This is a genomic window from Streptomyces sp. NPDC054765 (assembly GCF_053612065.1).
In genome coordinates, this window is sequence record NZ_JBSHBP010000062.1 from 16,000 (window position 1) to 36,595 (window position 20,596).

A 20,596-nucleotide genomic window follows, 5' to 3' on the forward strand; every position below is an offset into this window, starting at 1 on the left:
CGGCCGTCCCCGCGGAGTCCGATCCCATGACGCCCTCACGAGCCAGCAGGCTCGACGACCAAGTTCCATTCCTGGCCCGGTTGGAGCACCAGGAGCGGGTCGCACTGCTGGAGCTGGGCCGGCCCATGAAGTACAGCCCGCGGTCCGTCCTGGTGCATCAGGACGAACCGTCCACCCACGTGATGGTCATCCTCGCCGGCTGGACCAAGGTCATCCACTCCGCAGCCAACGGCTACGAAGCCCTGCTTGCCCTGCGGGGGCCGGGCGACATCGTCGGTGAGGCCTCCGCAGTCAGCGGCCGCTCGCGCTCAGCGACGGTCGCCGCACTCGGAAAGGTCGAGGCCGTCACGATCGAGCGTGGCAGATTCCTGGACCATCTCGCGGAGTTCCCGGCTACTTCCCTCCAACTGCTCAGCCTCATTGGGGACCGGACACAGGCCAGCGACCGGCGACGCGTGGAGCAAGGAGCGCTCGGGGTTCGTGAGCGGTTGTCGCTCCTGATCCTGGAGCTGTCGCGCACACACGGGGTGCAGGATGCGGAGGGGGTGCGCCTGACCACCGGTCTCAGCCAGCACGAGCTGGCAGGCGCGGTCGGAGCCTCCCGTGAGGCGGTGGCCAGGCTTCTGAAAGAGCTGCGGGAACGCGACATCGTCCGCACCAGCCGCAGAGGACTGGTCATCGTCCGCCCGGACCTGCTGCGCCGGATCGGGGGCGGCGAATAGCCGACGGCTCCGCAGCCGGGGTGAGTTGTGTGCCATCGGCTACAGACGCTGTGTGCAGCTGTTCCTTCTCCACTGTCAGACCCCTACGAGATAGTGCTCCGGACCGAGCCCGACCGTCCGAGAGGCACCTATGACTCTGGCCCTGACAGAACCCGTCAACCGCACCATTCTGCTGCTGGACATCGAGGACTTCAGCCGACGGGGCGATGTGGTGCAGGCCTGCCTGCGCCGGGAACTGCACAACGTGGTGGAGGACACCCTGGCCGAGGCGGGTGTCGAGAGGAACATGCAGTACCGCGAGGACCGCGGGGACGGCCTGATCGTGCTGGTCAGCGCCGACATCCCGAAAACTATGCTTCTCCGGGCCCTGTTGACGACCACCCCGGATGCGTTGTGCCAGTACAACCGGCTGGCATCGAGCAGTGCCCAGATGCGGCTGCGGATGGTACTGGCCGCAGGGGAGGTCGCCTTCGACCCGAAGCAGGGCACGGTTGGCGGGCTCGTCGGCCACGACCTCAACCAGTCCTGCCGGCTGCTCGATGCCGACGCCCTGCGCGAAGGGCTCGCGCAGCGGGACGCGGACTGTGTGTTGGGAGTGTCGTCCCCCGTCTACGAAGGAGTGGTCCGCCACGGACACCGCGGACTGCGCCCGGAGGAGTTCCACCATGCCGCGGTGTCCGTGAAGAAGGACCGGCTCGACCTGTGGCTGCACGGTCCGATCCCGCGCGTCACCACCGTCCCTGCCCCGGGACCCGCGCCCGCCGGGCGCGGCGGCGGGGGTGCGCCCAAGGACGCCGGCGGGCAGGCTCCCGTGGCGCCTGGCTCAGTGCCTGCGAGCACCGGGGCAGCATTCGCGTTCAACGGCGGGACCGTGTCGGTCGGCGGCAGCCAGGTCAACGGCGATCAGACCGGGGTCAGCGGCGGCCACGTCACCGGGGACGTCGTCATGGGCTCTGTCCGGCACGAGGGCCGGAGCGAGCAGGCATGAGCGAGCAGCCTGGTGACAAGCAGGCGGATCGCTCCCAGGACGACACCGGCCCGGCGGCCGACCAACAGGAGCAGACCAACGACGAGCACACTGAGGCGGAGGACGACCGCCCGCAGGATCCCTGGGCAGCGCGGCGTGAGCTGTACGAGCACGTACCGGCCGCGGTCAGCGGCAGCCTGGTCGGCGGCGACCAGACCGGGGTCAGCGGGGGCAACGTCGGAGGCGACGTCGTTCTCGGCACGAAGGTGGAGCACCACTACCGTTTCGGCGCCGCCACCCACACCTCCGGAGACATCCCCTCGTCCGAACTCGACGAACTCGCCATGGAGTTCGCCGGGTACGAGGAGTTCGTGCACCCCCTGCGCGACCGGCTGCGCGAGAAGCGGGTACTCGTGCTGTACGGCGCGCCCTTCACCGGCCGCCGCAGCGCTGCCCTGATGCTGCTGCGCTCCCTGGACGCCGTGCCCGTACGCGCCGTCGACCCCAACACCCCGCCGACCGCGCTGAAGGACGAGGTGAACAGCGATTCGCACGGCTACCTCGTGAGCGACCTGGTGACGGGCAGGGAGAACCCACTGCGCGACATCGACCTGTGGGCCCTGCGGGACGCCCTCCGGGAGAAGGACGCCTATCTGGTTATCACCGTCGACCTGTTCGCGACCCTGCGGGGCGTCGACCCCGTCCCATGGGTGCCGCCGTCGCCCCAGGCTGTGCTCCGGTCACACCTGCACGCCCTGGTGGACGAGCCACGGAGGGAGCGCGAGCTGCTGGCTTTGGAACTCTCCCAGGAGTTCCTCGACCGGGACGACCACCAGCTGCGGGAAGCGGCGGCGTTCGCGAAGGCACTGGCCGGACACGCGGACGGGACGACTACTCGGGAGGAGCTGGCGATCGTCGGCCCGAGACTGGTCCGGGAGCAGGTCCGGGAATGGTTCGGGGGCGACGAAACCCAGCTCCGGGACAAGGCGTTCCTCATCTCCCTGGCAGCGTTCGACGAGGCCGCCTACGCCCTGACCGCGGAGCTCAGCGACACCCTGTACGCGGAGTTCCAGAGAACGGAGGACGCAGGGAGAGAGCCCAGGGTCGGCATCTTCGGGACGTCCATCACCAAACGCCTGCGCCTGGCCCGAGCTGTCGACTACTGGAAAGAGGAGCACACCGAGTGGGGCCCCGTGCGCCAGCGCGTGGCCCGCTTCCAGGAGCCCAGAGCCTCGGTCGAGGTCCTCCGCGAGGTCTGGACGAGCCACCCCTCCGCGCGGCCTGCTCTGCTCGCGTGGCTCCGGAAGCTCGCACAGGACGGCCGGCCGCTGGTGCGTACCCGCGCGGCAGTGACCGCCGCGGTGCTCGCCCAGACCGACTTGCCGTCGGCGATGGCCCTGCTCATCGAGGACTGGGCGAAGTCGAAGCTCTACCGCGACTGCCTCGTCGCCGCCAACGCCCTCGCGACGGCGCACGCCGTCGGTGCCCCGAACATCCCGCCGATCCTGCGTTCCTGGTGCGAGGAGGAGGCCGGACCACGGCTTCGCTGGACAGCCATCCGGGCCTACGCCCTGGTGGGCCCAAGGATGCCCGACGAAGCGCTGCAGGCGTTGGCGAAAGCCGCTCGCACCGGGGATGACGAGCAGGAGGCGCAGCACATCGCCGAGTCCGCCGCGCTGCTGCTGAGCGACGAATCGGCATCGGTGCGCAGCCGGGTGCTGCGGGGCCTGGTCGAACTCCTCCGGGACGGGCCTGCCGGCCGTTGCCTGACGCTGCACGCGTTTGTCCTGGCCTGCGCGCGCGCCGACAGCCGGTTGTTGCTGCGGTGGCACGCGGAGGCCGCCGCAAGCGGCCTTACCGAGAAGGCACGGTGGCTGTCCCTGCTCTGGCAGACAGCCCTTGGTGACCTGAGGTACACAGCCGATGCGTTGAAGGCCCTGGCCGGATGGGTCCTTGAGGCGGACGGCGATCCGCAGGCCGAGCGGGAACTGGCGATGCTGCTTCCGACGCTTGTCGGCTCCGATGAGGACCGAAAGCGCCTCGATCACATGCTCGGGACACTGCCCGACCGGCGAGGGGGCGGCCCGCCCGCGGTAGCCCATCGTCTGATGGCCGTGCTGTAAGGCGCCGCCTCTCGTCTGCGGCCACGGGCCGCGAAATTCCGGATCACCACTGAGTGAGGAGAGAAGAACCATGGTGGACATCCGCCGCGAGCCCGACTGGGACCAGGGAGCGAACCGGCACAGTGAGCTGGTCGACCCGGTGTTGACCGTGCGCCAGTTGTCCCGGTTCGACCACCGCAAGGGGTACAGCCGAATCGACAATGCGCTGGTCTTCACCACGGACAAAGGGGAGTTCGATGTTTACCTGCCACCTCATCGGCCGACGCGCCCTCTGTTCGCCACCAGGCGGTACACCGCGGTCTACGAAGTCGACATGGGGGTGCACACCTGCACCGTGTCGCTGTTGCTGCCCAGCGGCAACGACGCCTTTGACTTCACCGCCGAGGTAGAGCTGACCTGGCAAGTCTTCCGGCCGCAAAAGTTCGTGGCCAGCGGAGAGCGGAACGTGCCCGCTCTCCTGAAGCGCCGGCTGGAGCAGCTGATGTACCCGGTCAGCCGTGGCTTTCCGATCGACCGGAGTGCGGATGCCGAACGCGCCGTGTGCCAGGTGCTCGCCAGGGTGGGCGAGTTGGGAGACGAAGCCGGGCTGCGCACGTCGTGTGCCGTACGGCTCAGGCCGGACGACGCGGCCATTGCCCACCAGCGGGAGCTACGCCGAATCCGGTACACCGACGAACAGCTGGACATGTCACACGACTTGGCAATGCGGGAGGATCGGCTCAGGGCGGAGCGGGATGTGGAGCGGGCCCAGCACGATCACGAACTGGTCATGCTGCAGGGTCGCCAGGATGAGGAAGCACGGCAGTTGGAAGCAGAGAAGGTCCGCTACTACGAGTACTACCTCCAGCACGGCGGCGTGGCGATGTGGGCCCTGCACCTGGCGCAGCATCCGGAGGATTCCCGGCTGGTGATGGAAAACCTGCAGAGGGACCAACTGGCCCTGATCCGAAGTCAGTCCGAGGTCGCCCTTCAGGTGTTGAAGGAAGGGAATCCGGAGGACTACCAGCGTGCGGGACTGAACAAACAGGCCGTGGAGATCCTGGAGGGGCTCCTCGCCCGCAACCTGCCCGGTATCGCTTCTGCTCCTCCCGCACCGGACTCCCTGCCCTGGGCAGGGCCCACCGGCACCCCGGTGCACTTCCACAAGCAGAGGGACGAGGCGTCCGCCAACAGCGCCGAGGAGGAGCGATGAGCAGCAGCGGGACGGAGATCCCGTCCGTGGGGGCCCGTCTGCTTGCGGAGCTGCGCTCCGAGACGGCCCGTGCGGACAGTAAGGCGTCTCTGCTTCTTGGGGTCATGAGCATGACCGTGAGTCTGCTCGGTGGCCTGGTCGCGGCCCACGGTTGGTCTTTATCGGGGCTCTCCGTCCCCGGGAGCATGCTGTTGTGGGTAGCCATGGCCGCTCTGGCCGGGGCACTGGGGTGCTTGCTCCTCGCCGTCCTGCCCCGGTACGGCACCAGCCGGTGGTCTCCGGAGCGGCCGTTGACGTACTTCGACGACATCCGCCGGGCCGCGGAGGGCGGTCGGCTCGCAGAGGCCCTCGCCGTCACCGAGGCAAACCAGGCCGATGGGGTACTCGAGGCGCTGGCCCAGAACAGCCGCATCGTCGGTGCCAAGCACTGGTGGATCCGGACAGGCCTGGCCGCTTATTGCACGGGAGTGGTGCTTCTGGCCATCGCACAACTCATCGGCTGAACGCACGTCACCGGCATGCCACTTACTGCGTCGTCACGAACCGGGCCGTACGCCTAGACAGGTAGCTACCATGACCGCTCCTCCCGATCCCGCCCATCCTGGCCGCACTTTCCTGCCCGATCATCCGGCCTACCCGGCTGCTGTAGCCCTTCCGTCCCCGCACTGTCCGAACGAGACGATCCCGCCTCCGCCGCCGTACCCGGGCAGCACGACGCAGTACGATGCCGCCCGCCATGGCGGCGGGCCGGAGGGCCAATCCGGCCCAGACCCCGGGAAGCGTGAGCCGCACGAGGACTTCGGCCACCGTGGGCGTGTGCATCTCGCCAAACGGCAGCGGAGTATCGATGCTACGGCCATAGTCCAACTGCTTCTGCAGTTGCCCTTGTTCCTCGCAAGCCTGGTGATCGTTGCAGTGCTCTCTCAGCTCCTGCTCCCTGACATGGGCTGGCTGGGGGGCTTGCTCTGGCTCGCTTCGGGGGCCATGGCGTTTCACCGCCCCACGGAGAGAGGCCTCGCCCGCCATCTGCTGAACCTTCGTCACCCCACCCCACGGGAACTGAGCCGGCTGGAACCACTGTGGCGGGCAGTGACCGCACGGACGGGTGTCGAGGGCCGCGCATACGAGCTGTGGATCGAGGACAGCGATCATTTGAACGCGCTGGCCGCGGCAGGCCACATCGTAGGCGTTACCCGGTTTTCGCTGGAGCGTCTGTCCGATGGCCAGCTGGCCGCGGTACTCGCTCATGAACTGGGGCACCACGTCCGCGGCCATGCATGGGCCTCTCTCCTGGGACAGTGGTATGCGGTTCCGGGACGTCTTGCGTGGGCTGTTGTGCGGAGGCTGATCCGGCTTGTCACCGACATCGGGCATGGGCGCATGGGCTTCTGGGCGGCAGCGCTGCTTCTGGCGGCGGGTGCTGCCGTCCTGCTGGTGGCGCTGGAGTACTGGTACGTCATTCTGACGCTGGCCGCTGCCCCGTATCTGCTCGCCGTCGTGACCCGCAGGGCCGAAGTACGGGCGGATCACCATGCAGCAGCGGCCGGCTTCGGGCCGATGCTCGCCGAGGTGTTGCACATGATGCAGGCGGCGGATCGGGAGAGTGGATCCGTGACGGCTTCCGCCCTGTCCGGGTGCGGTAAAACGGCTGCGATGGGCACCAGAACCCCAGTTCGCGGCCGCGGACAGGGCGTCTTGGGACAGCTCCTGTCCTCGCACCCCGACTACCACACGCGCCTGCACCACCTCGCGCCGTATCTAACGCAACGATGAGCCTGCCGCAAGTCGCATCCCGGGCGCGGGCCGCCGCCACTCAACCCGGCGTTGCTCAGCATACGTGTGTGAGGTACATGTAGTGGTTGTTTTAACGGAGTTTGGCGGACACCAACATCTCCCATGTCAACCGTCAGGTTCGACTGAGCTTCCTGGGCTGAACAAGATCGTCCTGGGGGTGGCCGCGAATTCTCCGTACCCTGCGTGCCCGAAACGGAGAGACCTTGCGCGGTACGGACCTGGAAATGATCGAACGCCCCTGTGACGGATGCGGAAAGTGCCTGCTCGGCGTGCGGCGGCTGTCCCGTATGAAGCTGGCCACGTCGTCCCCGGAGCGTCAACGGGAGGACGTGCTGACAGCCGCGGCATCTGTCGGCGGGCCCGTCATCGGCTGGGCCGACGACCGGGAGGTACCGGGAGCCACAGCCCCGGTCACCCGGCCCAAGCTCGGCCCGTGGCTTCGTGACGAGCGGGGGTCGTATGACGGCCTCGTCGCCGCAGCGGTGGACCGGCTCGGCCGCGTCCCCGCCCAACGCGATCGCAACGGCGAGATCCAGCAGGATCTTGCCCGGATCGTGCACCGCACGGGGCCGCCGCCACGGCGCGAGTGCCGCCGATATCGCCTGATCCAGACCGGACTTGTGGGCTGTCTCCAAGAGCAGCGCGGCCCCCGCCTGCGAGACGACTCCGCGACCGCCGCCCTCGACACGCACGCGCGGATAGGACCCGATACGTTTCTTCACCTGAGAAGTGCTCCTTGAACTACGACGATCAGGACCCTCGACAAGTCCTCGTTGCAGGTCAGGAGCGTTTCTCGCGTTCGCGATCAAGCCTCGGACAGCACACCTCGTGAAAGCGCGAGGTGAAAGCATCGATCTTCGCCGGACGCAGTCTGCGGCCGCTGAGGTAGCTGTGCGCATCCAGCAACAGCGCTGCGAAGGACGGCCCCAACGCGAGTCGGATGGTTCTCCGGGCTGCTGCCGACGGGGGTCGCTCGAAGCTGTATCGACGCGGACAGCCCCTCAGCGATCGCGCGACCATCTCCCGCGTAACAGGGAGGGAAGGCCCCTATCGACTGCCGCGGAGGAATCGGGTTCGCGCAGATGTTCGTGTCGCCCACGTTGCGCGGCAACACAGAGCCAACGGCATGGAGCCTCGGGGCTGTGAGCTGCATGAAGGACGGGTGGCAGGCGTGGGTGACCGTGGGCAGCGCGCAACTTCGATGCTCTGCCCCGGAGTTCCCGGCATGCAACGGTGCTGTCGCCCTCCATGCTGTGTGCCAACCGTTCGGCATTCGGCCGCCCGGGTGAGAAACGCCCGCCCTGCGCGGGGCGGATGGATGGAGATGCCGTGGATCGGCCCCTGCTGTCGCTCAGAACGACGTTGGTGTTCTTGCTGGCTGTGCTCGGTGGGGCGGTCGCGGCGTTGCTGTCCTGGATGGCCGGTGAAGGCGTCCCGCAGAGCGTGCTCGTCGGGCTCGCTGCAGTAGGCGCGGCGGTGTCGTTCTTCAACCGGCTTATCGTCGCCGAGTCCGAACGAGGCAAGGCTGAGGCGGGCCGGCGCGGGGAGGGGGCGGACCGTGGGTGAACTGCGGCCGCTGGGGAGTGATCTTCCGGAGGAATCGCGGGCTCTTGCCCAGGCGCTCCGGGAGCTGTTCGAGGGCCTGGAGGTGTCGGTACGTCGCTACGCTGCCCGGCGCCGCCGTGACCCCGGTACGCTCTCGCGCTACCTCAACGGCACACGGTTACCTCCGTGGAGAGTCGTCACCGATCTGCTGGCCGACCTCGCCGAGCATCGAGGCACTGCGGTGACGAGTGATGCTGTGGAACTCGTGCGCGAGCTCTACAGGTCTGCGGTCGATGCTTGTTCGATGCCGAAGCACGCGGTGGAGGTCTTGGAGGAGCAGCTTGCCGATGCGGACCGGGTCTCTCGGCGCTCCAGGGTGCGTGGAGACGTTGTGGGTGATGCTCTGCTGGACCGGACTCACCGCATCGCCGATTTGGAGGTGCGGTTAGGGCAGCTGGAGGCGGATTGGAAGGCCGAGCGCGCACGCGCTGACCAGCTTGCGGCGGCCCACCCCGACCTTTCTCAGCTGTTGGAAGAGCGCGACGCTCTGCAACAGCAGGTGTTCCAGCTGGGGGAGGAGCTCCAGACTGTGAGGGAGCAGCGCGCGGCCGCCGAAGCCCGGTGCGAGCTGCTGGAGCGGCAGCTTGAAGCTGTCGAGTTGCCGACCGTCGCGCTTCCGACTGCGACGGACACGAGGATGCCCAAGATTCTCGTGGTGGACGATCAGTCCGACAACCTCCTTGCGATGACCGCGGTGCTGGAAACGCTCGACCAGGAACTCGTTACGGTGAGATCTGGCCGGGATGCACTCAAAGCCCTGCTGGATCACGACGACTTCGCGGTCATCATCTTGGACGTGCAGATGCCTGAGATGGACGGCTACGAGACCGCCGCCCAGATCAAGCGCCGTGCCCGCAACCGCGACGTCCCCATCATTTTCCTCACCGCCATGGGCACCGACCCTGAGCACACCGCACGAGGCTACGCCGCCGGCGCAGTCGACTACATCAGCAAACCCTTCGACCCTTGGGCCCTGCGAGCCAAGGTCGCGGTCTTCACGGCGATCTACCTCGAACGCCGCCTACGCGTGCCATCACCGTGACCACGTGCCTCTGCGCCCCAATGCGGTGACTCCGTGCGTTGGTGGACGCCTGTGTCCTGGTCTGCGCGGACGGAGGACGCGACCACCGCAGTCGGCCAGCAATCGCAGCAGCCCCTGGGAAACCCACCAGACCTCAGCCGGCCGAGTGATGGGCCCGGCTCGCCGCCACCTGCGTAGCAAGGCGTCGGGCCGGCGGGTTCGGCTTGGAGAGCCCGCAGGCGGACGGCGGGGACGACGTGACGGGCGACAGAGCCGAGCGTCATGCCCTCGCAGCCTGATGGTGGTCACTGCGGAGCACAGGAAGATGAGGGCGGCCCCTGGCCTGAGCCAGGGACCGCCCTTATGGGAGGACCCTCGCGGTGGACGCGGGGCCGGCGTTCAGTCGCCGCTCGTCCTGAGGCTGCGCTCCGTATCGAGGGCAGTGCCCGCTCACAGCCCGGTGGCCAGCCAGATGGTCACCGCCGCGGTGGCGATGAGCCCGACGTTGAGTGTGATCGAGTGGTCTTCGCCGGTCAGATGGACGGCGACCGCACCGGTCTGCAGGAGTACGAACCCGATGGCCGCGGCCGACGCCGACCAGGGAGCGATGCCGGTCAGCGGCGGCAGGATCAGCCCGGACGCACCGAGTATTTCGACCGCCCCCAGCGTCCTGATGGCAGCCAGGGGCATGCGGTCGACCCAGGCCATCATCGACCGGAGTTGGTCACGGCTGCGGATCACCTTCATCGCGCCCGCGTAGAGGTAGAAGAGGGCGAGCAGTCCCGCGACGATCCAATAGGCGATGTTCATGATTCCCGTTCATGGGTCACCCGGTTCTCGGGGACCCGTCGGTTGCGTCGGTTGCCGGAAAAGCCCCGGGCGAAGGCCCGGTCCGTGACCGGAGGGGCCCGGCCGCCGAAAGACGGGAGCGCCCCCGGCCTGCCGGTCGGGAGGAGCGTGGCCGGGACTTCCCGCCGGCCTCAGGCGGAGTCGGCGGCGGGCTTGGTCGCGTAGCGGCTCATCGCCTCGATGCCGGCCTGTGGCGTCAGCGGCCGGCCGGCGGCGAGCATGTCCTGGAGGTCTCGGAAGTACTGCACGTACAGATCGGGGGTGAAGGTGCTGAGCATGACGGCGGGTTGGTCGGTCGGGTTGGCGAAAGTGTGCGGGGTGCCGGGCGGAACCATCACGAGCGTGCCCACGGAAGCGTCGTGGTCCTCGTCCCCGACGGTGAACCGCACGGTGCCGGAGAGGATGTAGAAGCCCTCGTCGTGTCCGGCATGGCGGTGCTGCGGCGGTCCCTGGGTGTGCGGGGCGAGGACGGACTCGGCGATCGCGAGGCGGTGCCCGGTGCGGCTGCCGTCCTCAAGGATGCGCATGCGCGTGGGGCCCAGGAGGATGGTCTCGCCGTCGCCGGGACCGACCACCGATACGGCGGGACCGGCCTGCGGCTCGATGGTCTTTGCTTCTTCGGTCATGCCCACAAGTGCACGGCCAAGGCCCCACGGCTGTCCAAGACCCATTCCGCAACGCCGATATCTCGTGGGTATCGTTGCAGCGTGGAGCTACGGACCTTGCGCTACTTCGTGGCCGTCGCCGAGGAACTCCACTTCGGCCGGGCCGCCACCCGACTGCATATCAGCCAGCCGCCATTGAGCCGGGCGATCAAACAGTTGGAGGCCACCGTCGGGGCCCTGCTGTTCGCCCGCTCGGCCGCCGGCGTCACGCTCACCCCGGTCGGTACGGTGCTGCTCGACGAGGCGCGGGCACTGCTCGACCATGCCGACCGCGTCCGCCTACGCGTGAGCGCGGCGGCCGGCGTCGCCACCATCACCGTTGGCATCCTGGGTGACGGCACCGACCCGGCAGCGGCAAGGCTGGCGGCCGCATACCGCCGACGCCACCCCGGCATCGACATCCGCATCCGCGACACCGACCTGACCGACCCGACCTGCGGGCTGCGCACCGGGCTGGTCGATGTCGCCCTGACCCGGGCGCCGTTCGACGAGACTGCCCTGACAGTGCGTGAGCTGCGGGCAGATCCGGTCGGCGTGGTCCTGCGCGCCGACGATCCGCTGGCCCACCACGACCGACTACGGCTGGCCGACCTGAACGACCGCCGCTGGTTCCAGTTCCCGCAGGGGACCGACCCCGTCTGGCAGTCGTACTGGAACGGCGGCAGTTCGCGCGAGGGCCCAGTGGTGCGCGCCGTCCAGGAATGCCTGCAGGCCGTGCTGTGGAACGGCACGGTCGGCCTGGCCCCGCTCGGACACGACCTGCATGCGGAGCTGGCCGCGGTGCCGCTGACCGACATGGCGCCGAGCCGAGTGGTGGCGGTGTGGAACAAAGGTGACACCAACCCGTTGATCCGATCCTTCATCGAGACCGCGACCGCCGCGTACCGAGACTGAGCGCCGGCAATCAGTGCTGCCACAGCTCGTGAACAATTCGAACGCCGCGACCCTCGGAACTGCCTCCTGAAGGGTGAACATCTGCTGTCCCTTCTCGGGCTCTGGCTCAACTTCTGTGACGCGGCCACTCCGAGTGACTGCCGGGCTCCTCTGAGCCGCGCGTGAAGTCGCCCGAAAACGGCCCATGGGCACGGTTGTTGGGCTGACAGTTCGGGCCCGTGGAGGAGGTCGTACTCCAACTGAAGGAGTTGCTGTTCCCGTCGATCGCGGACGTTGTGTTGCTGTCGGTGGACGTGAACGTCGAGAAGTACGCGTTGACGCCCAATGCACCGCGGACGGCGCTGTCTGCCCAGCCTGCGGAATCTGGTCGAACCACGTTCATGGCTCCTACCTGCACTTTCCCACTGATGTTCCGAGCGGTGGACGAAGCGTTGTTCTCCGGCTGAGAGTCCGTCGGTTCGCCTGCGGGAACTCGGGCTGCGCACGCCGTACCTTCGTCGAGCAGCTACCTGGCCTGACACGCCGGCACGGTCAAAGAACCGAGCGGCTGCGCTCGACCCTGGCCGCGGTCGGTTTGGCCCTCGCGGGCCAGGCCGGGGCCCGCATCGCTCGCGTTCTCGGGGTGTCAGTCAGCCGCAGCCGCGATCTCGACGCCGTCATCGCCGGACTCACCTTGCCCTGGAGCTCAGGCGCGGTCGAACGCCATGTCAACCGGATCAAGATGCTCAAGCGCCAGATGTTCGGCCGCGCCGGGTTTCAACTGCAAGCGGGTTCTCCTCGCTCCATAATCCGGTCAGTACCAGGCCCGGCACGGACATACGATCGGGGCGTGACGATCAAGTACGAATGGCGGAGCGACTTCAACAACGCCTCCCTCAACGCTCTACATGCCGACGGCTTCGGTCACCCGGTCGCTCAGACCGACTGGCGAGAATGACTTGAGCGCCACAGCCTCGGCTGGATCTGTGCATGGGAAGACGGCTCTCTGATCGGCTTCGTCAACGTTGGCTGGGACGGCGGAGCTCATGCCTTCATCCTGGACACGGTGGTCGCGCAGCACCGACGGTCGAGGGGAGTCGGAGCCGCGCTCGTCGCAACTGCGGCTAAAGAAGCCCGTGCCGCGAAGTGCGAGTGGCTTCACGTCGACTTCGAGGAGCACCTGCGTCCCTTCTATTTCAATTCCTGTGGCTTCAAGGAGACGGCAGCCGGACTGATCGCCCTATAGCGCGGTGAGCCAAGTCCCTGGCCTGCTACACGGAATCTCAGTCATCACGCACAGTGGTGCCACCACACAAGTTGAGCCAGAGCCCCTTCTCGTGTACGGAGCCAAGGCACGGATGACCGCTGCCATCCTTTCGAGGTGTTTGACAGCGAACCCAGCCGGACCGCTTCGTGCGCCGCGCGGACGGCTCGGCGAAGGTCGTCGATTGGTGCGGGACCGTGGAGAACCAGTTCAACGATCGGTGAGCAGCCCGGCGTCGTGGGCGAGGACGGCGGCCTGTACGCGGTTGGCGCAGCCGGTGCGGGTGAGAATCCGGCTGATGTGTGCCTTGACCGTGCCGGCACTCAGATACAGCTGACCGGCGATCTCCGCGTTGGACAGGCCGGTGCCCAGCAGCCGCAGGACATCCTGTTCGGCCGGGGTCAGCTCTCCGGTCCGGCGTAGCGCGGCCTCGGTGTCCCGGCCGGACTTCACGTGCCGTTCCAGCAGCTGCCGGGTGATCCGGGGTGCGAGTACCGGTTCACCTCTGGCGGCGAGTTGCACGGCGCGGATCAGTTCGGCGGGACCGGTGTCCTTGAGGAGGAATCCGCTCGCACCGGCCCGCAGGGCGCGCGTCACACCCGCTTCCTCGCTGAACGCCGTCAGCATCATGACACAGGTGCGGGGCGAGAGGCGGGCGATGTCCTCGGCAGCGGTGATTCCGTCGCTGTCCGGCATGTTGATGTCGAGCAGGGCGACATCGATGTCCTGGACGCGGCATGCTGCGGCGGCCTCCCGACCGTCGCCCGCCTCGGCGACCACCTCGATGTCTTCGGCGTTCTCCAGAATCAGCCGGATTCCCACGCGCATCAGCGCCTCGTCGTCGGCGACCAGGACTCGGATCATCAGCTCATCTTAGGGCCGCGTGGACCAGCAGGATGATGAGGAAGGCGGCCGTGGGCAGGGTCACGAGCAGCGCCACGCAGCCCGATCCCAGGAGTCGCGGCCAGGTCAGGATCTCGTCCCGCAGCGGGGCTCGGGCCCCTCTTTGTCCGATGCCGTCGGATGGAAGGCGGGCCGGGTCTGGAAGGGGTTCGGCAAAGGCCCCCTGTAGCGCGGCGAATCCCAGGGGCTCGTTCCCGGGCGTGGGCAGCCAAGCCACCATGCGGAATCCACCATTCGGCAAGGTGCCTGCCTGGAACGTGCCGCCGAGCAACGAGAGGCGCTCCTGGCAGCCGGCCAGCCCGCTGTGACTTCCCCCGTGGGAGTGGCCGGATGCGGGGGGCTCCTCGTTGGTGACGGACACTTCGACACCTCTGTCCGTGCTTCTCACCACCACCCTGGTGGGCGCGCCGGACGCGTGTTTCAGCACGTTCGTCAGCCCTTCGCGGACCACCCGGTGGATCGCCTGACGCGTACGCAGACCCAGCGCGGCCGTGTCGGGAACGGACCATTCCAACTCGACGGTGCTGCCTGTCTGTTGGGATGCCCTCACGAGAGCGGTGATGTCCGCACGCGTTCCCCTCTCGTCTCCGGTCCGGTCCGTCGGGTCGGTCATGTTCTCGTGCCGCAGGACACCGAGGATCTCGCGTAGTTCCTCCATGGCCGTACCGGTTGTCGTGCGGAGCAACTCGGCCTGTGCGGCGAAGGCGGGTGCCTGCCGCGCGGCGCCGAGTTCAAGCGCCCCGGCGTGCATCGAGATCAGGCTCAGCCGGTGGCCCAGGAGATCGTGCATCTCTCCGGCGATCCGGGTCCGTTCCTCCAGCCGGGCCGCCGCGGCGGTCAGCACACGGGCCTGCTCCAGATAGGCGTTGCGTTCCCGCAGCAAGCTGACCAGGGGCCGCCGTCGCCCCAGCAGGGTGCCGGCCAGAGCCGGAAGCAGAAGAAGCAGCACCGCCGAGACCGCGTTCTCGGCCAGTTCCGACAGCAGAGCCTCCGGCCGAACCAGGGCACGAGCGACGGTCAGGACACCGACAGCGGCGCAGGCCACCCCGATGAGCTGCCACACACGCCGCGGCGGTGCGATACGACGGGTGGCGGACAGCACGACCAGCGGCGCCACCGCCAGGGTCCACACGTTGTCACCCACGACCAGCGCAGAGGAACCCAGGACCGCGGCGACCGGCCGGCCGCGCCGGGCGGGGACGAGCACCGTCGCCCACAACGCCCCCCATACGGCCGACGCCAGCCGATGCGGGGGCGCCGGCAGCAGCGGCATCAGACCGACGGCTGCCACCAGGGCACAGAGGAGCGTCTCGGTAACGACCGTACGGCGTTCAGCGGCACGCACCGCGGACCAGCTCTCCACCGCCTCACGGTGCAACCACCGCGGCACACCGGCCAGCGTGTGCTTCAGCCCTACGGACCGGCGCGACAGCTGCGTGTATTCGGGCGCCTGACTCATGATCTCCCTTGCCCCGCCGCTGGGTCTCCCGGGAGGAACGGTAGCCGCGGCGGTCGCCGCCCGGCGGGCCCGGGTGTCATGCGCCCAGCCGGAGGCTCAGCTCTGCCCGCAACGCGGTCACCTCCACCTGGTCGGCAGCCAGCAGCGCGACGACCATGCCCCCGGCCCCGGCCCCGGCCCCGGCCCCGGCATCCGCATCCGTCGCCGACTCGTCGAGCAGCGCGGACAGCAGGTGGACCGTACCGACCGTGGGCGACCCGTGCTCGGCGGCGGACAGCCGCGCCATCGCCATGACCCGCTCGGCGGCGGCGGACCGCCGCACACCGTCGCTGTCGGGGACGGCGGCGGACAAGCTTGCCGAAGCCGAGGAGACCAGGGAGACCTGCCGTACGCCGTGTCGGCGCATCAGGGCAGGAGCGGAGTTGGCGTCCTCCATGCTCCCGGGAAGCGAGCGCCCGGCGACGAACAGTGCCCGGTCCAGCGCCAGCGTCCCCAGCAGAAGATCTACCGGCTCCACCGCGGCGTGCCCGCGCCGTACGGCTTGCCGCACGGCCTCGATGGACACCGCGAACAGAACCGGTGAGCCGTTCACGGTGCTCCCAGCGGTCCATGAAGTCAGCGCGCGGGTCAAGCGGTTACCGCTCTTGCCCAGCGTTCCGGCCCGGCGAAGAAGGGTGACGCCGCGGGATTCCGGTCCCTCGGTCTCCGTCGGGGCGCTCGCGTCCAGTCGATCGAGCGCGCTCAACGCGGCAGCCACGTCCAGCCGCTGCAACAGCAGGGCTTCCCGTGCCCGGGTGTCCGGCAGCTCCAGCAGGGCACGGGCCACATGCCTGCAGCGCACGGAGATCGTCCCCTCGGCGCGGGCCGACCTGAGCGCGAGCAACAGGCACGCGCGGATCGCCCCGCTCATCCCGGGCAGCACCCGGCCGCTGTCCACGGCCGATCCGCGCGCACCGAAGCCGACGCGCCACCGTGCCTCACGCCAGGCGGCATCCACCTCTTTCCCGTCGGCATCCTGATCAGCTTCCTCACCGGTGCCGGCCCCGACCGGCGCACTGGGTGCCTCGTCGTCGCTCACCCAACCGCGGCCCGCCCTGCCGGTGATCAACCCGCTGAGCGAACCGGCCTTCCGCATGCCCGGGGCAATCGCCGCACCGGCGTCCGCGTCCCCCGACACAAGCTCCCCCAGCAGTGTGTCCGTCCCGACGGCCGGCAACTCGCGCCTGACCGCACGGCGCAGTGTCTCCACGAACAGGTCCATGACGTCCGGCTCGAACTCCGTGGTCGCCCCGATCACGGCCGTGCCGTCGGCTGCAACGGTCGTCCCTCGCTGCCCCATCAACGTTCCTTTCAAAGAGTGGTGGCCTGGTCCGAACGACGCTAAGCGCACCCACCGCGCCATCGCGTCGGCCGATCGGCCACGCTCCCCGTCCGATCGGCAAACCGGCCACAGAACATCGCGCTCGGCGCGACACCGGCAGACCGGCCTCCCGTTGGCATCCAAGCCGGTCGGGCCAGGTCAGCTCACTGCGCACGACCAACGTCACTGTCAAAGGAGAAGGGAACCCGGCTTTCGAGGAGCCATACCGACTGGACGAGACGGGTCGCACGCCCATCCCGCAGCTGCCCACCGCGGCATACGACCCTGACCGGGCGTGCGCTCAGCTCGACCAGTGGGCCTTCCTCCAGCGCACCGGCATCAACGCCCGGCAGGCCGTCGGCATGCCGCGACGGGCGCCGGCGGACGTGCTGCCCTTCGTCCGTACCTTCCTTGCCTCGTGGCCGTCCTGCCGGCCTTTCGAACCCGGGCGCCGGGCGAAGAGTCGCTGTGTATGTGGCCGCGCGCCGGGCGGCAACCCTGGCAGTCGGCCTCAGCATCCCTCCGTCGTGGCTGACCGGTCGCTTCGTGGGTGACGACGGGACGAAGCCGCCCGAGCCCGGCTCCCCGGGCCTTGACGAGATGCCCCTGTCCTGCTGATCCTCACAGCCCCACGCTCAGGATGTCCAGGCTCAGGAGGAAGGACGCGTCGGTCAGCAGAACCTGTTGACAGCCCTCAGCGACATGCCTAGCATCCCGGCCAAAGGTTTGAAGAGAGACCTTTGTTCTTGCTCCAACCGGTGCGCGTCAGGCGATTCTTTCGACCGCCAACCACCAACCAGACCATTCACTCTGGACCAGGCCATGCCCTTGATCATGGGCTGGTCGACGCCTCAGGAGGAGCCCATCATGGATACGCCCTTTGCCGACCACCGACGCCCCGGCCCCATTCCGGTGGCGCGATACGCCGAGGAGCCCGCCTGGGCCGGGATTCAGACGTTCAAGAAGTCGCCCTACGCGACCACACCGGAGGACCTGCGAGCAGGCGGAGTCGACGTTGCCATTGGCGGAATCCCTTGGGACGGCACCGCCTTCGGAAAAACCGGCACTCATATGGGCCCTCAAGCAATCCGTTCCGCCGACAGCCTGTACACCTCGGCAGGAGGAGGCGGACATCTGCATGTCGACGTGGACCCCTTTGAGCACTTGTCGATCTGCGATTACGGCGACGCGGACATCATTGTCGGCGATACGGAACGGACCTTCGCCAATGTGAAGCGGTTCGTCGGAGAAATCATTGCCGGAGGTGCCAAGCCGATTCTCCTGGGCGGAGACCACGGCATCACATGGCCGAATGCGACCGCGATCGCCGAGGCCTACGGATACGGCAACGTCGGCATCGTCCACTTCGACGCGCATGCCGACGCCGCGCCGGATCAGCAAGGCAACCTCGCAGGCCATGGAACGCCCATGCGGCGACTCATCGACAGCGGCGCGGTGCTCGGACGGAATTTCGTCCAGGTGGGACTGCGGGGCTTCTGGCCGGGTCCGGATGTGCTGGCCTGGATGGCGGAGCAACGCATGAAGACGCACTTCATGGCCGAGATCGAGCGGCATGGATTCGACAGTGTGCTTGAGCGTGCCATCGATGAGGCGCTGGACGGCCCTGAGCACCTCTTCTTGTCCATCGACATCGACGTTGCCGACCCGGCGCACGCCCCGGGGACGGGGACACCGGAGCCCGGTGGCATCACCAGCCGAGACCTCCTCAAAGCGATTCGGCGGATCTGCGCTGAAGTCGGCATTGTCGGTATGGACATGGTAGAGGTGTCGCCGCCGTACGACGTCGGGAACAACATCACCGCCCTCCTCGCGCATCGGTGTGTGATGGAGGCCTTGACCGGGACGGCCATGCGGAAGCTGGGCCTTACGGAACGTGACTACCTCCATCCTCGTCGGGCCGACGGCCCGCCTGATACTGCTGCCCTGCAGCACGACCCTGCTGCGCGCGGGGCCGAGGAATGAGCAGGCGCCCGACGGAAACGAAGACCGCCGACGAAGTATCCGCCGAGGCGCCTCAACACATCGAGGACAAGACGATCCAGCCGATCCCGCCGTCCGAGCGGCACGGGAAGGCGCGCGATCTGTTCACCATCTGGTTCGGTTCGAACATCATGGTGCTCGCGGTCGCGACGGGCGCGCTGGCCACCACCCTGTACGGCCAGCCTTTCTGGCTGGCCGTGGCGGGCATCCTCATCGGCAATCTGCTGGGCGCGGTGTTGATGGCGCTGCACTCGGCACAGGGCCCGCGGCTCGGAGTGCCGCAGATGGTGCAAACCCGCGGCCAGTTCGGCTCGTACGGTGCTCTGCTGGTGATCGTACTGGTCATCGTCATGTACATCGGGTTCTTCGCCGCGAACCTGGTGCTGGCCGGACAATCGCTGGCCACCGTCGGCGTGCACATCAGCGAGAACGCCGGCATCGTGCTCGTTGGCGTGATCGCGGTGGCCGCCACGTGCTTCGGCTACGACCTCATCCATGCCTACAACCGTGTCATGACCTATCTGTCCGGCGGGGCCCTGCTGCTCGCCTTCGGCTGGATCATCTTCGCGCATGGGCTGCCGCACGGCTTCTTGTCCCACGGAAGCGCAAGCATGGCCGGATTCTTCGGCACGGTCAGCGCATCAGCGCTCTGGCAATTGGCCTACGCACCCTATGTGTCGGACTATTCGCGCTACATGCCGGCCGACACCGGGGCCCGGCCCGCCTTCTGGTCGAGCTATGCAGGAAGTTCGCTGGGATCGATCCTGCCAATGATCCTCGGTGCGATGGTCGGGGCGGCGGCGGGCGAGAACGTGGTCGAGGGACTGACCACGCTCACCGGAGAAGTCAGCCCGCTGGTGATCGTGGTCTTCTCGGTCGGCATCGCCGCGACCAACGCGATGAACCTGTACTGCGGCGTGCTGTCCGTCATCACCGTCGGGCAGACCTTCTTCCCGCGCTGGTCCCCGGGCGGGGTCACCCGTGCGGTGACCGCCACCACGATATTCCTGGCGTCGACGGCGACCGCACTCGCCGGCAAGGAAGACTTCCTCGTCAAATACCAGAACTTCATCCTGTTGCTGATGTACGTACTGGTGCCGTGGACCGCGATCAACCTGGTCGACTACTACCTGCTCCAGCACGGCTCATACGACGTCGACTCCTTCTTCCGTGCCGACGGCGGGATCTACGGCCGCGTCAACTGGACTGCCGTGGGCTGTTACCTGCTGGGTGCTCTCGTCCAACTGCCGTTCGTCGTCAGCACCCTCTACACCGGACCGGCCGCCAAGGCCATGGGGGGAGTGGACATCTCCTGGGTCGCGGGCCTCGTCGTCATCAGCCCGGTGTACTACGTCCTGGCAAAACGATCCAAGCACCGCCACCGGGCCTCCGCCCCAGCCGGGACGGCCGGCTTCGGCAGAGATGGCGTGAGCGGAGAAGGCGTCCTTCAGCCCACAAGAGATTGACCCCTTCCCCACCGGTCCGCAAGGCGTGCACTCAGCACTCGATGTCCGAGGAACGCGGAGCGGGCTGCCACGTCCCGGAGCTGTTCGGTCATGGTGGACTTCCCGGAGCCGGTCTTGGCGGAAGGGCTGCCACGGTACGTTGCGATGACAACGGGCCGGGGCCCTCGACGACCGGGGACGTGCCCATGGCCGGACCGCGCCGCCGGCCGACGTCGGCGCAGGGCCGCGGCACATGAGGGGGAACAGCCGCTCCGGGGTCAGGGGGTTATCCCTACTGTGCAGGGGCCCGCTGTCCGGATGGTTGAGCAGATCTTGAACGCGCAGGCTGAGCG

General features: G+C 68.1%; 16 protein-coding genes and 3 pseudogenes. 13 read left to right on the forward strand and 6 right to left on the reverse strand.

Annotation, left to right across the window (positions count from 1 at the left end):
• Window positions 1-26: 26 nt before the first annotated feature.
• From ACWGJY_RS29750 to ACWGJY_RS29775, 6 genes are all read left to right on the forward strand, one after another.
• Entirely contained in the window at window positions 27-722 is a 696-nt protein-coding gene (locus tag ACWGJY_RS29750) for a Crp/Fnr family transcriptional regulator (RefSeq protein WP_453263958.1), read from the forward strand.
• Between the two features lie 130 nt (window positions 723-852).
• The gene (locus tag ACWGJY_RS29755; RefSeq protein ID WP_453263959.1) at window positions 853-1,710 is read left to right on the forward strand and encodes a hypothetical protein; all 858 of its coding nucleotides are present in this window, start codon (window positions 853-855) and stop codon (window positions 1,708-1,710) included.
• The gene (locus tag ACWGJY_RS29760; protein WP_453263960.1) at window positions 1,707-3,812 is read left to right on the forward strand and encodes a hypothetical protein; all 2,106 of its coding nucleotides are present in this window, start codon (window positions 1,707-1,709) and stop codon (window positions 3,810-3,812) included. Before ACWGJY_RS29755 ends, ACWGJY_RS29760 begins: the two co-directional genes overlap by 4 nt.
• A gap of 70 nt (window positions 3,813-3,882) precedes the next feature.
• Window positions 3,883-5,004: a PE-PGRS family protein gene (locus ACWGJY_RS29765; protein ID WP_453263961.1), complete on the forward strand. Its 1,122-nt coding sequence runs from the start codon at window positions 3,883-3,885 to the stop codon at window positions 5,002-5,004.
• Window positions 5,005-5,189: 185 nt separating this feature from the next.
• Window positions 5,190-5,507, forward strand: coding sequence for a Pycsar system effector family protein (locus ACWGJY_RS29770; protein WP_453263962.1), 318 nt, complete (start codon window positions 5,190-5,192; stop codon window positions 5,505-5,507).
• A gap of 313 nt (window positions 5,508-5,820) precedes the next feature.
• Entirely contained in the window at window positions 5,821-6,777 is a 957-nt protein-coding gene (locus ACWGJY_RS29775; RefSeq protein WP_453263963.1) for a M48 family metalloprotease, read from the forward strand.
• Window positions 6,778-7,298: 521 nt separating this feature from the next.
• Here the strand turns inward: ACWGJY_RS29775 and ACWGJY_RS29780 are convergent.
• Window positions 7,299-7,520: pseudogene (locus ACWGJY_RS29780) on the reverse strand (transposase); the annotation flags it as partial.
• A gap of 607 nt (window positions 7,521-8,127) precedes the next feature.
• Between ACWGJY_RS29780 and ACWGJY_RS29785 the strand changes: the two are divergent.
• Both ACWGJY_RS29785 and ACWGJY_RS29790 read left to right on the forward strand, forming a co-directional pair.
• Window positions 8,128-8,364 (forward strand): hypothetical protein, encoded by a 237-nt coding sequence (locus ACWGJY_RS29785; RefSeq protein WP_453263964.1) that lies wholly within the window; start codon window positions 8,128-8,130, stop codon window positions 8,362-8,364.
• Window positions 8,357-9,445 carry a response regulator gene (locus tag ACWGJY_RS29790; protein ID WP_453263965.1) on the forward strand — a complete coding sequence of 363 codons (1,089 nt, stop codon included), beginning with the start codon at window positions 8,357-8,359 and terminating at the stop codon, window positions 9,443-9,445. Before ACWGJY_RS29785 ends, ACWGJY_RS29790 begins: the two co-directional genes overlap by 8 nt.
• A 429-nt stretch (window positions 9,446-9,874) precedes the next feature.
• On the opposite strand, the gene ACWGJY_RS29795 is transcribed toward ACWGJY_RS29790, so the two are convergent.
• On the reverse strand, window positions 9,875-10,234 hold the full coding sequence (locus ACWGJY_RS29795) for a DoxX family protein (protein ID WP_453263966.1): 360 nt from the start codon (window positions 10,232-10,234) through the stop codon (window positions 9,875-9,877).
• Between the two features lie 170 nt (window positions 10,235-10,404).
• Window positions 10,405-10,899 (reverse strand): cupin domain-containing protein, encoded by a 495-nt coding sequence (locus ACWGJY_RS29800; protein ID WP_453263967.1) that lies wholly within the window; start codon window positions 10,897-10,899, stop codon window positions 10,405-10,407.
• A gap of 81 nt (window positions 10,900-10,980) precedes the next feature.
• Between ACWGJY_RS29800 and ACWGJY_RS29805 the strand changes: the two genes are divergently transcribed.
• The 3 genes and pseudogenes from ACWGJY_RS29805 (at window position 10,981) to ACWGJY_RS29815 (ending at window position 13,057) form a co-directional block, all read left to right on the forward strand.
• Window positions 10,981-11,832: a LysR family transcriptional regulator gene (locus tag ACWGJY_RS29805; protein WP_453263968.1), complete on the forward strand. Its 852-nt coding sequence runs from the start codon at window positions 10,981-10,983 to the stop codon at window positions 11,830-11,832.
• 184 nt (window positions 11,833-12,016) lie between these two features.
• Window positions 12,017-12,238: pseudogene (locus tag ACWGJY_RS29810) on the forward strand (hypothetical protein); the annotation flags it as partial.
• A gap of 423 nt (window positions 12,239-12,661) precedes the next feature.
• A pseudogene (locus ACWGJY_RS29815) lies at window positions 12,662-13,057 on the forward strand (GNAT family N-acetyltransferase).
• A 228-nt stretch (window positions 13,058-13,285) separates the two neighbouring features.
• On the opposite strand, the gene ACWGJY_RS29820 reads toward ACWGJY_RS29815, so the two are convergent.
• From ACWGJY_RS29820 to ACWGJY_RS29830, 3 genes are all read right to left on the reverse strand, one after another.
• Entirely contained in the window at window positions 13,286-13,939 is a 654-nt protein-coding gene (locus tag ACWGJY_RS29820) for a response regulator (protein WP_453263969.1), read from the reverse strand.
• A 4-nt stretch (window positions 13,940-13,943) separates the two neighbouring features.
• Window positions 13,944-15,437 carry a sensor histidine kinase gene (locus ACWGJY_RS29825; protein ID WP_453263970.1) on the reverse strand — a complete coding sequence of 498 codons (1,494 nt, stop codon included), beginning with the start codon at window positions 15,435-15,437 and terminating at the stop codon, window positions 13,944-13,946.
• Window positions 15,438-15,513: 76 nt separating this feature from the next.
• Window positions 15,514-16,776: a Clp protease N-terminal domain-containing protein gene (locus ACWGJY_RS29830; RefSeq protein ID WP_453263971.1), complete on the reverse strand. Its 1,263-nt coding sequence runs from the start codon at window positions 16,774-16,776 to the stop codon at window positions 15,514-15,516.
• An 888-nt stretch (window positions 16,777-17,664) separates the two neighbouring features.
• On the opposite strand from ACWGJY_RS29830, the gene speB reads away from it, so the two are divergent.
• Both speB and ACWGJY_RS29840 read left to right on the forward strand, forming a co-directional pair.
• Window positions 17,665-18,780, forward strand: a complete 1,116-nt coding sequence (gene speB / locus ACWGJY_RS29835) for an agmatinase (protein WP_453263972.1) — start codon at window positions 17,665-17,667, stop codon at window positions 18,778-18,780.
• The gene (locus ACWGJY_RS29840; RefSeq protein WP_453263973.1) at window positions 18,777-20,264 is read left to right on the forward strand and encodes a purine-cytosine permease family protein; all 1,488 of its coding nucleotides are present in this window, start codon (window positions 18,777-18,779) and stop codon (window positions 20,262-20,264) included. Before speB ends, ACWGJY_RS29840 begins: the two co-directional genes overlap by 4 nt.
• The last annotated feature ends 332 nt before the right edge of the window (window positions 20,265-20,596 follow it).

What these genes read in the sequence shown, in the direction of transcription:
- ACWGJY_RS29750 (WP_453263958.1), top strand. Translation starts at nt 27, where the DNA reads ATGACGCCCTCACGAGCCAGCAGGCTCGACGACCAAGTTCCATTCCTG.
- ACWGJY_RS29755 (WP_453263959.1), top strand. Translation starts at nt 853, where the DNA reads ATGACTCTGGCCCTGACAGAACCCGTCAACCGCACCATTCTGCTGCTG.
- ACWGJY_RS29760 (WP_453263960.1), top strand. Translation starts at nt 1,707, where the DNA reads ATGAGCGAGCAGCCTGGTGACAAGCAGGCGGATCGCTCCCAGGACGAC.
- ACWGJY_RS29765 (WP_453263961.1), top strand. Translation starts at nt 3,883, where the DNA reads ATGGTGGACATCCGCCGCGAGCCCGACTGGGACCAGGGAGCGAACCGG.
- ACWGJY_RS29770 (WP_453263962.1), top strand. Translation starts at nt 5,190, where the DNA reads ATGCTGTTGTGGGTAGCCATGGCCGCTCTGGCCGGGGCACTGGGGTGC.
- ACWGJY_RS29795 (WP_453263966.1), bottom strand. Translation starts at nt 10,234, where the DNA reads ATGAACATCGCCTATTGGATCGTCGCGGGACTGCTCGCCCTCTTCTAC.
- ACWGJY_RS29800 (WP_453263967.1), bottom strand. Translation starts at nt 10,899, where the DNA reads ATGACCGAAGAAGCAAAGACCATCGAGCCGCAGGCCGGTCCCGCCGTA.
- ACWGJY_RS29820 (WP_453263969.1), bottom strand. Translation starts at nt 13,939, where the DNA reads ATGATCCGAGTCCTGGTCGCCGACGACGAGGCGCTGATGCGCGTGGGA.
- ACWGJY_RS29825 (WP_453263970.1), bottom strand. Translation starts at nt 15,437, where the DNA reads ATGAGTCAGGCGCCCGAATACACGCAGCTGTCGCGCCGGTCCGTAGGG.
- ACWGJY_RS29830 (WP_453263971.1), bottom strand. Translation starts at nt 16,776, where the DNA reads ATGGGGCAGCGAGGGACGACCGTTGCAGCCGACGGCACGGCCGTGATC.
- speB (WP_453263972.1), top strand. Translation starts at nt 17,665, where the DNA reads ATGGATACGCCCTTTGCCGACCACCGACGCCCCGGCCCCATTCCGGTG.
- ACWGJY_RS29840 (WP_453263973.1), top strand. Translation starts at nt 18,777, where the DNA reads ATGAGCAGGCGCCCGACGGAAACGAAGACCGCCGACGAAGTATCCGCC.